Origin of the sequence: Clostridium tagluense (assembly GCF_003865095.1) — a bacterium.
Classification (GTDB): domain Bacteria; phylum Bacillota; class Clostridia; order Clostridiales; family Clostridiaceae; genus Clostridium_AD; species Clostridium_AD tagluense.
Genome location: NZ_BHYK01000001.1, coordinates 100,106 through 114,073 on the forward strand (window position 1 = coordinate 100,106; position 13,968 = coordinate 114,073).

The 13,968-nt window shown below is 32.0% G+C and carries 11 protein-coding genes; 6 read left to right on the forward strand and 5 right to left on the reverse strand.

Translation table 11 applies throughout. From position 1 onward, the window contains the following. Positions 1 to 316 precede the first annotated feature (316 nt). Positions 317 to 559, forward strand: a complete 243-nt coding sequence (locus tag Ctaglu_RS25805; RefSeq protein ID WP_233439641.1) for a hypothetical protein — start codon at positions 317 to 319, stop codon at positions 557 to 559. A 43-nt stretch (positions 560 to 602) separates the two neighbouring features. Here Ctaglu_RS25805 and Ctaglu_RS00475 read toward each other — a convergent pair whose 3' ends face one another. Beyond that, on the reverse strand, positions 603 to 1,379 hold the full coding sequence (locus Ctaglu_RS00475; RefSeq protein ID WP_124996966.1) for a 3'-5' exonuclease: 777 nt from the start codon (positions 1,377 to 1,379) through the stop codon (positions 603 to 605). Between the two features lie 333 nt (positions 1,380 to 1,712). Between Ctaglu_RS00475 and Ctaglu_RS00480 the strand changes: the two genes are divergently transcribed. From Ctaglu_RS00480 to Ctaglu_RS00505, 5 genes are all read left to right on the forward strand, one after another. Beyond that, a complete protein-coding gene (locus Ctaglu_RS00480) occupies positions 1,713 to 3,875 on the forward strand; it encodes a DNA topoisomerase III (protein WP_124996968.1) in 2,163 nt (720 codons plus the stop codon). Positions 3,876 to 4,066: 191 nt separating this feature from the next. After that, positions 4,067 to 4,615 (forward strand): phosphatase PAP2 family protein, encoded by a 549-nt coding sequence (locus Ctaglu_RS00485; RefSeq protein ID WP_124996970.1) that lies wholly within the window; start codon positions 4,067 to 4,069, stop codon positions 4,613 to 4,615. A gap of 388 nt (positions 4,616 to 5,003) precedes the next feature. Continuing rightward, positions 5,004 to 6,053 carry an O-antigen ligase family protein gene (locus tag Ctaglu_RS00495; RefSeq protein WP_185732551.1) on the forward strand — a complete coding sequence of 350 codons (1,050 nt, stop codon included), beginning with the start codon at positions 5,004 to 5,006 and terminating at the stop codon, positions 6,051 to 6,053. 48 nt (positions 6,054 to 6,101) lie between these two features. After that, positions 6,102 to 6,884, forward strand: coding sequence for a pseudouridine synthase (locus Ctaglu_RS00500; RefSeq protein ID WP_124996974.1), 783 nt, complete (start codon positions 6,102 to 6,104; stop codon positions 6,882 to 6,884). A 141-nt stretch (positions 6,885 to 7,025) separates the two neighbouring features. Then, the gene (locus tag Ctaglu_RS00505; protein WP_124996976.1) at positions 7,026 to 8,801 is read left to right on the forward strand and encodes a M3 family oligoendopeptidase; all 1,776 of its coding nucleotides are present in this window, start codon (positions 7,026 to 7,028) and stop codon (positions 8,799 to 8,801) included. Between the two features lie 101 nt (positions 8,802 to 8,902). Here Ctaglu_RS00505 and Ctaglu_RS00510 read toward each other — a convergent pair whose 3' ends face one another. The 4 genes from Ctaglu_RS00510 to Ctaglu_RS00525 form a co-directional block, all read right to left on the reverse strand. Further along, entirely contained in the window at positions 8,903 to 11,455 is a 2,553-nt protein-coding gene (locus Ctaglu_RS00510; protein ID WP_124996978.1) for an ABC transporter permease, read from the reverse strand. After that, entirely contained in the window at positions 11,455 to 12,135 is a 681-nt protein-coding gene (locus Ctaglu_RS00515; RefSeq protein ID WP_124996980.1) for an ABC transporter ATP-binding protein, read from the reverse strand. Before Ctaglu_RS00515 ends, Ctaglu_RS00510 begins: the two co-directional genes overlap by 1 nt. Before the next feature lie 109 nt (positions 12,136 to 12,244). Next, entirely contained in the window at positions 12,245 to 13,285 is a 1,041-nt protein-coding gene (locus Ctaglu_RS00520) for a sensor histidine kinase (RefSeq protein ID WP_185732552.1), read from the reverse strand. Continuing rightward, on the reverse strand, positions 13,278 to 13,961 hold the full coding sequence (locus Ctaglu_RS00525; RefSeq protein WP_124996984.1) for a response regulator transcription factor: 684 nt from the start codon (positions 13,959 to 13,961) through the stop codon (positions 13,278 to 13,280). Before Ctaglu_RS00525 ends, Ctaglu_RS00520 begins: the two co-directional genes overlap by 8 nt. Positions 13,962 to 13,968: the final 7 nt, after the last annotated feature.

Consider the following 13,968-nt stretch of genomic DNA (forward strand, 5'->3'; position numbering starts at 1 on the left):
TCTTTGGTTTGCAGAATGGAATAAAGATCTTAATAATTACTTAGCACAAAATTTAGGTACTTATTATATTGAAGAAAAAAAATATAGAAGAAAGCAAAGCCTTCAATCTTTTATATTAGATGTTCATCCAAAAGCACCTGTTAGACATATCAATGGAGATTCTCTAGATAACAGAAAAGCTAATTTAGAAGTATATGATCAAAATACAATTAATGATTATGAAGCATTAGATGAAGAAACTGTTGCAGTAATATTAAGAGATAGATATGGTAAAGAAAGATCAAGGACGTTCATTGATAAAGAAGACCTAAATAGAGTGGTAAATAATGGATATACATGGGTTCTATTTAAGAAAGATACAGAACCTTATGCTATAGCGAATACTCCTGAAGGCAAAATTTTCTTAAATAGATATATAATGGGTACAGCTGAAGATATGGTTACTCATCCTATAAATCTTAATACATTAGACAATAGAAAAGCTAATTTAGAAAATAAAAGAGCAGATTTAGAATTTGTTAAACCAGGCGAAGAAACAGATACAGAAACAGAAAACTAAAAAGCATTATAAAAGCAGTGTAGAAGATAGTTCTATACTGCTTTTATTTATTCGGGATCTGAGGAATTTTGATTTGAAATTGATTTGTTTTGCCCATGATATAAGCTAGATTAATTATAGATTTTTCATCTTGGGTCATTTCTCTTTTAAACATTTTTTCGAATTGTTTAAATAAATTACAAGTATCAAGTTTATAATTTTCAGTATCTGGTCTAGTCACCCTTGTGTTTTTATGAGGATTATAAATTCTAGTTTTAACTTCACTACTATAAATTTTCTTGAAAACTTCGGCTGTATAGAATGCATCATTATAAGCATCATGAAACTCACTTTCAATAGGCACGCCTAATAGCTCAGCTGCATTACCTAGTCCAATATTAATTCCTTTTTTGCAATTAAGTTTCCTAGAAGTGTAAGATTGGATGTTTATGTAATCGGTGGGTACTATGGTTGCATCTAATTCATGATACTCTATATTACGAAATAGCTCTTTTATATCTGCTACTCCCCATACACATAATACACTGGAATCGGTTTTGAAAAATTCTGTAAATTCACTATACATTTCTTTGAAAGATTTGCCAGTATCCAGTATCTCCATTGTTAGCCCAGTAAGTTCTTTTACAAAGGGATTAAGGGTAGTATATATTTCAGGTTTTACTAATACATCTAGAGTACCAATTGTTTCAAAATTTTCATTTAATTTTACAGCACCTATCTGAATTATTTCAAAAGGGCATTTGGGGTTTGTTATGCTTTTAGTTTCTTTTGCAAAGTTGAAACCTTGATTAAATTCTAAATCAAATACTATATAATTCATTAAATTACCTCTAACCTTTTTTATTTTTTAATACCCATTATATAGTATATCATTTATGTGCATAAAAAACACTTACACGGGCTCCATAGTTTAACGACATTTCAGAAGAAAGTCTCCTAATTTTATAAGTGGGAGTCCTATACTATAACAAAAAATTGAACAATCTGTATAAAGTAGTTTATAATATAGATAGTACGTATATTATATTTTTATAGGATTTTGTACATATTGGGTTAATGGCATTAGTCGTAATGGAATAATTGCCTAATTACGAAATAAAAAAATTGATTAACATACAGTAAATTATTGAACATAAGAGAGGAAGTTTTATATATGGGAAAAATATTAGTTTTAGCAGAAAAACCCTCCGTTGGGAAAGAACTGGCAAAGGTCTTAAATTGCACTCAAGGCGGAAATGGGTATTTAATGGGACAAAAGTACATTGTAACTTGGGCACTAGGACATCTTGTTACACTAGCGGGTCCAGAGGATTATGATCAAAAATATAAAAGTTGGAAAATGGAAGATCTTCCTATGTTACCAAAGGATTTGAAATTGGTAGTTATTAAAGAAACTTCAAAGCAATATAAGATTGTGAACGAACTCCTTAAAAGAGCTGATGTAGATGAGCTTGTTATAGCCACAGATGCAGGACGTGAAGGAGAATTGGTTGCTCGTTGGATCATTCAAAAATCAGGATTTAAAAAGCCTATAAAGAGGCTATGGATCTCCTCGCAAACTGAAAAAGCAATAAAGGATGGATTTGCCAATCTCAAACCGGGAAGAGATTATGAAAACTTATTTTGGGCAGCACAATCAAGAGCAGAAGCAGATTGGCTAATTGGACTCAACGTAACTAGGGCACTAACTTGTAAATATAATGCTCAATTATCAGCGGGAAGAGTTCAAACACCAACCTTAGCACTTATTGTTGATAGAGAAAATGAAATAAAGAAATTCATTGGAAAAGATTACTGGACAGTAAATGGTAAGGTAAATAATTTTACAGTGAATTGGTCAAGTAAAAATGGTGAATCACGTACCTTTGACAAGCAAAAGGCAGAAGATGTAGTTGCTAAGGTAAATAATCAAATGGGCACCGTGGTAGAAGTAAATAAAGCCTCTAAAAAAGAGCTTCCTCCACTGGCATATGATTTAACAGAGCTTCAAAGAGATGCAAATAGAAGATTTGGCTATTCTGCAAAGCAAACTCTTAATTTAATGCAGAGACTATATGAAAATCATAAACTATTATCTTATCCAAGAACAGACTCTAGGCATCTTACTACAGATATAGTAGCTACGTTACTTGATAGATTAAAGAGTATAGCGGTAGGACCTTATGAAAAAGCTGCTAGAAATATAATAAAAGGTAGAATAAAAACTACAAATAGACTTGTTGATAATAGCAAGGTTTCAGATCATCATGCTATAATTCCAACAGAGCAACATGTGGATCTATCAAGCCTAAATAAAGAAGAAAGAAGTATTTATGACTTAGTTGTAAAAAGATTTTTAGAAGTTCTAAGCCCAGCTTTCGAGTATGAGCAAACTACTGTAAAGATAGATGTAAAGGGTGAAAGTTTTTCTGCAAAAGGAAAAATAGTTAAATCAAAGGGCTGGAGAGAAATAAGTAGCTCAGATGATGGGGAAGATAAAGATCAGTCTCTTCCACCAATAAATAAAGGTGAAGCAGTTAAACTTACCTTGGCTCGCTCTGTAAATGAAAAGACAAAGCCACCAGCTAGGTATAATGAAGCAACGCTGCTTACAGCTATGGAGCATCCAGGAAAAGATATACAAGATGAGAGCCTAAGAGAAGCCCTAGACAACACCTCAGGACTTGGAACTCCGGCCACACGTGCAGATATAATTGAAAAATTATTTAACATCTTTTATATGGAGAGACGAGGTAAAGATATTTTCCCAACCTCAAAGGGAATACAGCTAATAGACTTAGTTCCAGAAGAATTAAAATCTCCAGAGCTTACTGCTAAGTGGGAAAAACAGCTTCAACTTGTAAGTAAAGGAAAAGCGAATTCTATGAATTTTGTAAAAGAAATGAGAGAATACGCTTCAAAACTTGTGAAGACCGTTGCAGCTTCTGGCGAAGTATACAAACATGACAACGCTACAAGAGTTAAATGTCCTGAATGTAGCAAGTATCTTCTTGAGGTTAATGGCAAAAGGGGTAAAATGCTAGTATGTCCAGATAGAGACTGCGGATATCGTAAGGGTGTTTCACAGGTTTCAAATGCACGTTGTCCTACTTGTCACAAGAAAATGGAGATTAGAGGCGATGGAGACAACAAGATTTTCGCTTGTGGCTGTGGCTACAGAGAAAAACTTTCAGCCTTTACTAAGCGTCGCGATAAAGAAAAAGGTGCTTTAGATAAAAAAGATGTTAGTAGGTTTTTAAGTCAGCAGAATAAGAAAGATGAACCAACGGGTAATTCTGCTATGGCAGAGGCTTTTGCTAAATTTAATTTAAAGTAGTAGGAAAAAATAACATGATGTATAAGTGGGGGCTTATACATCATGTTATTTTAGTTTATTGGTAAATAATTATTAAGCTAAATGTAAGGTTTTTTTAATCTGTTTTTAATATTAGCATTATATAATATAAAATAGGGAAATGTTTATAGACACATTTAGTAAAGACAAGAGAAAAAAGGGGAATCAAGGAAATGATATCATTAGTACAAAGATTTGATAGTTCAATATTATTATATATAAAAGATAATATGCATGGAATTATTATGGATAAAAGTATGGTTACATTAACGTACTTAGGCAATGGAGGAATTATATGGATTATAATAGTAGCCATACTCATGGTTAATAAAAAATATAGAAAAATAGGGTTTATGGCTTTAGGAGCTTTAATATTAAGTACAATTTTAGGAGAAGAAATATTGAAAAATGTAGTTAAGCGTATAAGGCCATCAGCAAATATACCGGCATGGGATCTTTTAATTGCAAAGCCTTTATCCTATTCATTTCCCTCGGGGCATACTACTTCCTCATTCGCAGTGGCAGGAGTACTCGCAAAGTATTTTAAACGTTATACATTTGGATTTTTAGGTTTAGCATCTTTGATAGGATTTTCAAGGTTATATTTATATGTGCATTATCCTACTGATGTTTTAGCAGGGATAGTTTTAGGGCTTATGTGCAGTGTGATAATAATCTATTTATTTGGTAAAGAAAACAATAATATTAAGGCTAGAATGTAAGGAAGCATTCCTTGTGCAAGTCAAAAAGAGTATATGGGAGTCACTACTTTGTGTTGCGATAGTTGTTCACATATAATAATATTTACTGCTAGTGATATATATATAATTTTAAATTAAGCAAATATATGATAAAATGTAAATTGTAAATGCAATCATACAAGATTATTTAGCACATGAGTTTCAGTGCTAAATCCAATATTCATTCAAACTGAATACCCAAGTGATGTTTATGCGGGATATATTTTTGGCGGAGTTTGGTTGACTATAAATATTATTATAAAAGAAAGTGGGTTTTATTATAGGCATTTTAGTTTTATTAACAGTCATTTCCCCTTATACGAACATAATACCAGCCATATACATGACATATATGGTGTTGTCTAGAAAAGTGAGCATACACAAAAATCACTGGAATATAGGGCTTGGGTTACTATTTATATGGGCTTTGATAGCAGGTGCTGTAAATTATAGTTTTACATCAATTGCTGCATCTTTTGCTCTCTTTATGTATCTATGCATTAGTGTCTTTTTACAAGATTATTGTCAAAATGAAAATAAGGTAGAAAAGATATGCAGGTATTTAGTGTGTTTTTCATTGCTATCAGCCATTTTCGGAATTATTGAAAAAGGTATATATGTGTGTTTTAATTACAATATTTGGGCGAAATTTCTTGAAATTACGGCTCAGCCAGTATTTAATGACAGAATATATAGTACCTTTGGAAACCCCAATGTAGCGGGGAATTGGTTTGCTATAATGATTCTTTTAGGGCTTTATTTCTGTAGCACTACATCTAAAACTACAAAATTATTCTATCGAATAGCAACATTTTGTTTTATTATTGCATTGTATTTAACGGCGTCCCGTGGGGCTTTTATGGGTCTATTATGTGGACTTTTTATTTATTATCTCCTTAAAGGTAATAAAAAAGATAGGTGGCTGTTTATAACAATATTTATAATTACAGCTGTAGTTACATTTATGCCATCACAGATTTTAGAAAATGTAATTGGTCATAATTTGGATGGTTCATTTACTAGTCGTTTTGGAATATGGAATGGATGTTTAAAAATGATAAAGCTTAAGCCTATTATAGGTTGGGGGCTTATGGGAATTACAGACCATGGAGCAGATTTTATGAAAGGTTACTATTATGCAACCTTATACCATGGGCATAATATTTACATTACTATTATGACTTCACTTGGAATTGTTGGGCTTTCAATATATGCTTATATGAAGATTAATTTATTCCGAAATTTAAAGATACTTCATGTACAAGATTGTAAGTTGGCTCCAATGCTAGCAGGCATTCAAGCCATAATAATTGGACATGGTTTGGTTGATTTTACAATGATTGCACCACAAACTGGGTTATTATTTATAGCTAGTTCAGCCATAATAACTGCTCTTGCAAAACAATATGAAAATTCATAGGGCAATGGTTATTCAAATGATTTTTCAAAGGAAGAGAAGTGGTGAGATATGAGATTAGATAAATTTTTAGCAGAATCAGATATTGGAAGGAGAAAAAAGGTTAGGACTTATATCAAAGAAGGTATGGTGAAGGTAAATGGAGACGTGATAACAGAACCTGCCATAGAAATTAACGAAAGTTCTGATGTTGTTGAGTATCTTGGTAAAGCAGTTGCTTATACTGGAAAAGTATATTATATGTTTAATAAACCTAGAGGTTACATTACTGCAAGAAAAGATGCAATTAATAAAACAGTATTTGATTTTTTTGATAATGTTAATATGAATGGAGTATTTCATGTTGGAAGGTTAGATAAAGATACAGAAGGATTATTGCTCCTTACCAATGATGGTGATTTTGAGCATCAATTAATGTACCCACAAAAGCATGTTGAAAAAACTTATTTTTTTTGGGCTTTGGGTTCTTTAGACGAGCAAGACCGGGAGCAATTAGGGCAGGGAATTTACATGGGGAAAGATGAAATGATAACGAAACCTGCAAAATTAGAAGTTCAAAAATCTGGAATGTATAAAGAGTTTAAACATGAGATGCCTATTGATAATTTATGCAATATAGATTCAAATCATTATAATCAGTCAGTTGTCGCTGGATATATTACTATTTCGGAGGGGCGTAAGCACCAAGTGAAGCGGATGTTAAAGGCAGTAGGCTGTTATGTGGTTTATTTAAAGAGGGCTTCCATTGGAGGATTATTCTTAGATGAATCATTGAAAAAAGGTCAGCATCGATTCTTAACAGAAGTGGAGATTCAAAAGGTATTGGGAAAATAACATGATGTATAAGTGGGCGCTTATACATCATGTTATTTTTATTTGATGGTAAATTTATGGTATAATGTACTAATTAAGTAAATTAGAATTTGCAAAGAATAATTTATAATAAACTATATTTGTAGAAAAGGAGTAATTAAAATGATGAGTGGGACGGGTAAATGGAGTTTAAAAGAGCTTTATTCTTCTTTTGAAGGATCAGATTTTAAAAATGATGTTAAATTATTTGAAGAACTTATTAAGACTTTAACAAATTGGAGCAAAAATAACTTGAATAGCTATGAAGATATTGCCCACAAGTTAGAGTGCTATGTAGATAAAATGGAGGAGTTTCGAAGGATATATAGTAGAATAAGCGCCTTTTGCAGTTTAAGTATTTCAGCAAATGCAAGTAACTCTAGCGCAAAAAAATATTTAAGCATGATAGAGAAAATGGAAACTAATCTTAAAGAAGTTGAAGTTAGCACTGCAAAATGGATAAAAAATATGGAAGATTTAGACAGTGTAATAAATTCTTCTGATAAGCTAAAAGAGTATGAGTTTTATTTTAAGGAAATTAAGATAAAAAGCTCTCATATGTTAAGTCAGCAGGAAGAGATTTTAATAGCGAAAATGCGTTTAACAGGTTCAAGTACTTGGTCAAAATATAGAAATCACATAACTGCCAGTCATAATGTAGAAATAGAGTTAGATGGTAAAATTCAAAGTATAGGTATAAATGAAGTTAAAAATATGCAGTTTTCAAATGAGGGAGAACTTAGAAAGAAAGCGTATTTTGCGGAAAGAAAGAGCAATGATAAAATTGCGGAGGGGGTACTTGCAGCATTAAATGCTATAAAAGGCGAAGTAATTACTTTAAGTGAAATTAAAAAATATAAATCACCGCTTCACAGAACATTAGAAGACTCTAGAATGGATGAAGAAACTTTAAATGTTATGATTGAGGTTATGGAGGAAAATTTACAAGAATTCCAAAGATATTTTTTAAAGAAAGCTGAGTTACTAGGACATAAAGGCAAACTACCATATTATGATATTATGGCTCCTCTCGGCAATAAAAATATGGAATATACATTTGAAAAGGCAAGAGAATTTATAGTTAAGCATTTTAGTTCTTTTTCAGAGGAAATGGGAGAATTGGCAGTAAAAGCATTTGATAATGGATGGATAGATTGGGGAGTACGTCAAGGAAAAAGAGGGGGAGCTTTCTGCAGAAATTTACATTGTATAAAGGAAAGTAGAATTTTATGTAGCTATAATAATAACTTTAAAAATGTATGTACCTTAGCACATGAACTTGGACATGCTTATCATGGAATGATGCTTCAAAAGGAAAGTGTTTTAAATTCATCATATCCAATGCCACTTGCAGAAACTGCATCAATTTTCAGTGAAACCCTAGTAAGAAATGCAGCACTAAAAACAGCAGACAGGGATGAAGCTCTATCAATTTTAGGTACAGATCTTGTAAATTGCAGTTCTGTAATTGTAGATATTTATGCAAGATATATTTTTGAAAAAGCTGTATTTGAAAAAAGAAGTGAAGGGGAATTATCATTAGAAGAAGTAAAAAATTTAATGATATGGGCGCAAAAACAAGCTTATGGAGATGCCATTTCCCAGGAGACATTAGACCCATTTGCGTGGATTCATAAAAATCATTACTACTATCCAGATGCAAATTTTTATAACTTTCCATACGCTTTTGGATTGTTATTTTCAAAAGGACTTTACAATATGTATTTAAATGAAGGTTCTTCATTTGTGAAAAAATATAATGAATTATTGTGTATCACAGGTAAATCTACTATATATGATGTTGCAAAATCAGTTGACATAGACATACATGATAAAGAATTCTGGAGAGGTTCTATGAATATTGTGAAAAAGCAAATAGAGGAGTTCTGCAATAGCTAACTAACTGTAATATTATCAATATAACTAAAATACCTAAACTAGAATTAATTAAAGAATTCTAGTTTAGGTATTTTATATTGAAATTTTATAACCCATATTACCTATCCTTCATTTAATCTCTCCACTATGCTCATCTTACTTGTAGTCTTATAGCATATAATAGGAATAACTGAAGAAATCACTATAAGAAAGGGTAGGCAAATTGCTACTGGTACAAGTGTAATATGGTAACTAAAAAAAGTAAAACCCCCTACAATAGCATTAGCAATAATATAACTAAATGCCATGCCAAATGTAACAACAATTAACATAGTAAACAAAGCATAGTATAATCCTTCAAATAAAAGCATCTTATAAAGCTGTCTGCCAGTCATGCCTATACTTTGCAGCATTGCATGCTCCTTTCTTCTGGATATTATGCTTGTAGCCATAGAATTAGCAAAGTTAAGTATCCCAATCAATGCGATTACAAAACTGAGTGAATATCCTACTACATTGTAAGTAGACTGAGTTTTTGCAAATTCCTTTTCAAAAAAATTTTTTGATGTATAACTAAGTGCAGGCTCTTTTGTTTTTACATAGCTTTTAATATAATTTTCAACACTTGGAATCTCTTGCTTTTCCACATCAAATAACGTTGTCATTATGACAGGATTCTTAACATGCGATTTGAATTCATCAGACGGAATAGAAATCTGAACTGCCTGAGGATCTGCAGTCCTTACAGAAACGTTAAATGGAATTTCGCCTATTGCCATTACTTTATAAGTCTTTTCTGTTCCATCCTCATAAGTCATTTTAAAATCTTCACCAACATCATAATAACTTTCTATATTAGAAGTTCCTTGGAAATAAGGTCTTCCAATTATAATATAATTACCTGTTGCAAATTTTTTGGCATCAAATGTACCTTTGAAAATTTCAATTTTATTCGATATAAGCTTATCAAGTCCACCAAAGGTTAATTTCAGTTCTTTACTTTCTAATATTTTCTTTGTATCTTCTGTAGTTCCAGATTTATCCTTTATGGCAGCCTCACTTTCAAGCTGACCTTTAAGCCATTTTAATGATTTGTCTGTTAGCTTATGTTTGAATTCCTTAAAATATACTCTTCCAACGTTTTTTATTCCCTTCAAAGAACTTATTTCATCCACCGTTTTTTCTTTCAAGGTATCTTGGCCTTTATATCCAATATAAGGATTAAAATAACCTGCATCAGCAATACCAAAATCGCTGACTATAATACCACTAACATATTTATCCATATCAAAACCTTTAACCATTGTATAAACACTATTAAGAAGTATTATGCTAAGTGAGAGTGAAATCATTACAACAATAGCCTTTTTCTTATTTCTGAACACATTATAGAATGCCATTTTGTAAACTTTAGCACCATTAATTGACTCTTTATTCTTCCTTTTTCCATTATCCTGAACATCCGTATACCTAACTGCCTCAATAGGCGATATTTTTGCAGCTATCTTTTGCGGCTTTCGGCAGCTTATAAGCACAGTTACAAGTGAAAATAATGATGCTGCTATAAATATAAGAGGGTCAAAAGATATTTCAGTGTGCGTAACTTGTACACTCTGCATTACAAATGGTATAAGCACTGATCCCATCATATATCCTATAACTAATCCTATGGGGATTCCTATAATAGAAAGTATTATAGCCTGCCTTTTAACAATACTTCTTATCTGTTTTGATGTGGTTCCTATAGTTTTAAGCAGACCATAAAATTTAGTATCTTTTGCCACTGAAATATAAAATATATTATAGATAATAAGATATCCACTTAACATAACAAGTAGCATTGCACCAATAAGCGAAACTATGCTGCCTAAATTAGATATGATTTGTTCTGAAGTATAAGCCCAATTTACACCTAGTGGTATATTGGCCTGTGTATATCCGCTATCACTTAAAATTTTCAATAGCTTATTCTTTACATTAAAACTATTTGAAAACATTACATCTGCAAATACAAGTCCTGTGAGATTTTCAGTTTCTTTAAAATGACTTTTTACATATTTATCATCTATGCCATAAAGCTTTCCTTTTAAAAATTTTTCTGATACCCATGCCATACTTGCAGGAGCTACAGCGTCTCCTTTCCAGTATCCTGAAAGAGTAAATTTATCCGTAGCTTGTTTGCCATTTACAGTATATGTTAATGTTACTTTGCTTCCTATTTCATGTGGCACACCAAGCTTATCAAGTACTATGGTATCAAAAGCTATTTCATTCTCATTTTGTGGCATTGTTCCTTTTGTAGGAAGATCAAACATAAATTCTGCTTCCTTATTTGTTGCATACCTTACTTCAGTTTGTCTTGTGGAAAGCTCACTATTTTTTGCAAAACCAACTAATACTGAATATTCAATATCTTTAATAAGCTTATGATTTTTTATATGGTCAAATTCATCTTTTGTTAAATATTTAAAACTGCCGTGAAAACTTCCTCCCACCTGACGCATAGTGCTTTCCTGGAGAGATTTGTTCATGCTTATTCCGATTGTTAGTAAGCTTGTAAACAATAAAGTAGTTAATACTATTGCCATTATTGCAAATATATTTCTTAGTTTGTTTGCTTTCAGACTTTTAATGGAAATATTACGAATAGTCCTCTTATTTTGTGTAGCTATCATTAATTATTCACCAGCTTATTCACAACTCTTCCGTCTTCGATTTTTATAATAGTATCTGCCATTTGTGCTATTTCCTCATTATGAGTTATCATAACTATGGTCTGATTAAACCGCTTTCCTGTGGCTTTTAGAAGTCCCAATACATCAAGGCTTGTTTTACTGTCGAGATTCCCTGTGGGCTCATCTGCAAGAATAATAGCAGGCCTTGTAGCCAAAGCTCTTGCAATAGCCACACGCTGCTGCTGTCCTCCTGAAAGATTATTTGGATAAGACTTAATCTTACTTTGAATTCCAAGAGCAGATATTATACTATTTAAATACTCTTTATCAACAGTGTTTCCATCCAGTTCAATAGGAAGAACAATATTTTCATAAACATTCAATATAGGAAGCAAGTTATAATTTTGAAATATAAATCCTATCTTTCTTCGGCGGAATATTGTAAGTTTATCATCATTCAATTTAAATATATCCTCGCCTTCTACTTCCACTGATCCTGAAGTTGGCCTATCAAGCCCGCCTAGCATATGTAAAAGGGTACTCTTACCGCTACCTGATGTTCCTATAATTGCAGCAAACTCACCCTGATTTATAACTAAATTTACATCATCTAAAGCTTTTACCATATTTTCTCCATTACCATAATACTTTTTCAAACTTTTCGTCTGTAATACTGCCATAACAATTCCTCCCTAAAAATATTAGTTTATACCTAGGTATGTATACACTATATTCCTCAAATCTAACAAACTGCTTTCTCAAATATAACAGTTTTGCAATATTTGATATTTATTTTGTATTAGGCAGGAATACGGAAAATACAGAGCCCTTATTAAGTTTAGATTTAACCTTAATATATCCACCCTCAGAGGAAATAATTTCTCTTGTAAGGTAAAGGCCTATGCCAACACCATCATATTGTGACACATCGGCACTTCTATAAAATCGCTTAAATATAAGATTAAGCTCACCCTCATTTATGCCTATACCCGTATCTTTGATATCTATACGAGTAAACATCTCATATTGGCTGACTATTACATCAATTTTGCCCCATTCTGGTGTATATTTAATAGCATTTTCCAGTATATTTACAAATGCTTCGCTTGTCCATTTAACATCGTGATATGCCTTTATGTCTTCATCACAACATACCTGAATTTGTATATTCTTTTTTTCCGCATAGGAAAATACTGTCCCAATTGAAGTACTGATAGTTTGAAAGACAGGCATTAAAGTTTTATTAACAGAATTTATAATTCCTGTTTCAAGCCGTGACATTTTTATAAGAGATTCTATAAGCCATCTAAGTTTTTCAGACTGAAGCTTTATTCCACTTGCTAACTCTTTTTGCTCCTGATTTAACTTATAACCATCAAGCAGCAGTTCAGAATAAAGCATGATATTTGCTACAGGTGTTTTGGTCTGATGAGAAATATCTGAAATAAGGCTTTTTATTTTGTTGCGCTCCTTTTCAATTTCATCGGTGGTGGATTTTGACATGGCAATAAAACGATACATTTTGCTCTCAAAGGAGGAAAGCATGTTTTCCTCATATCCTGTATACATATTTTTTTTACCACTTATTGCATTATCCATAATTTCATCAATTGTCTTAATAGACCTAGTTACTTTCTTACCTAGCACAGTTATAAAAATATATGCCAAAATGATCACAGCCAAGGAATATGCAAATATGATTAAAATAAACATTATTGTAGAATCATATATAAGTAATAAAAACATGGTGATTGCTACAGTAAATAAAACAAATACTGCTCCAAAAATAATATAAGTCCTTTGAAATGAAGCCTCTGTAATTTTATTCAAAAGATTCTCCTCCAGCCCACATATACCCCATTCCATATATTGTTTTTATATATTTGGGGGAATTGGGGTTATCCTCTATTTTATTCCTAAGTCTACTTACGCTAACAGTTAGAGCGTTCTCATCAACGTACTCCGCTCCATCACTCCAAACCTTATCAACAAGCTGAGATCTTGATAAAATACTGCCCTTATTATTCAATAAAATTTTTAAAAGTTTCTGCTCGGTCTTGCTCAATACAAGAGCCACCCCATTTTTAGTAAACTCCATGGTATCAAAATTAAATACCATATTATCTATTGTAATTTTATTATCAGATTTTATATCCCTAGCACGCCTTAATATTGCCCTTACTCTTGCGCGCAAAACCATAAGGCTGAAAGGTTTGGTAATATAATCATCTCCCCCAAGTTCCAGACCTGTAACAATATCAATTTCCAAATCATTTGCAGTTAAGAAAATAATAGGCACTTGAGATGCTTGTCTAATTTCTTTACAAAGTTCAAATCCGCTTCCATCTGGTAAATTAACATCAAGTATAATCAGCTCTATTTTTTTATCACATAGCATTTGTTTAGCTTGTTTAATATTATATGCTTGCTGGATATCAACATCATTTTGACGGAGGGATAGCATAATGCCGCTATTCAAAGTAACATCATCCTCAACTATAAGCATTGTTATC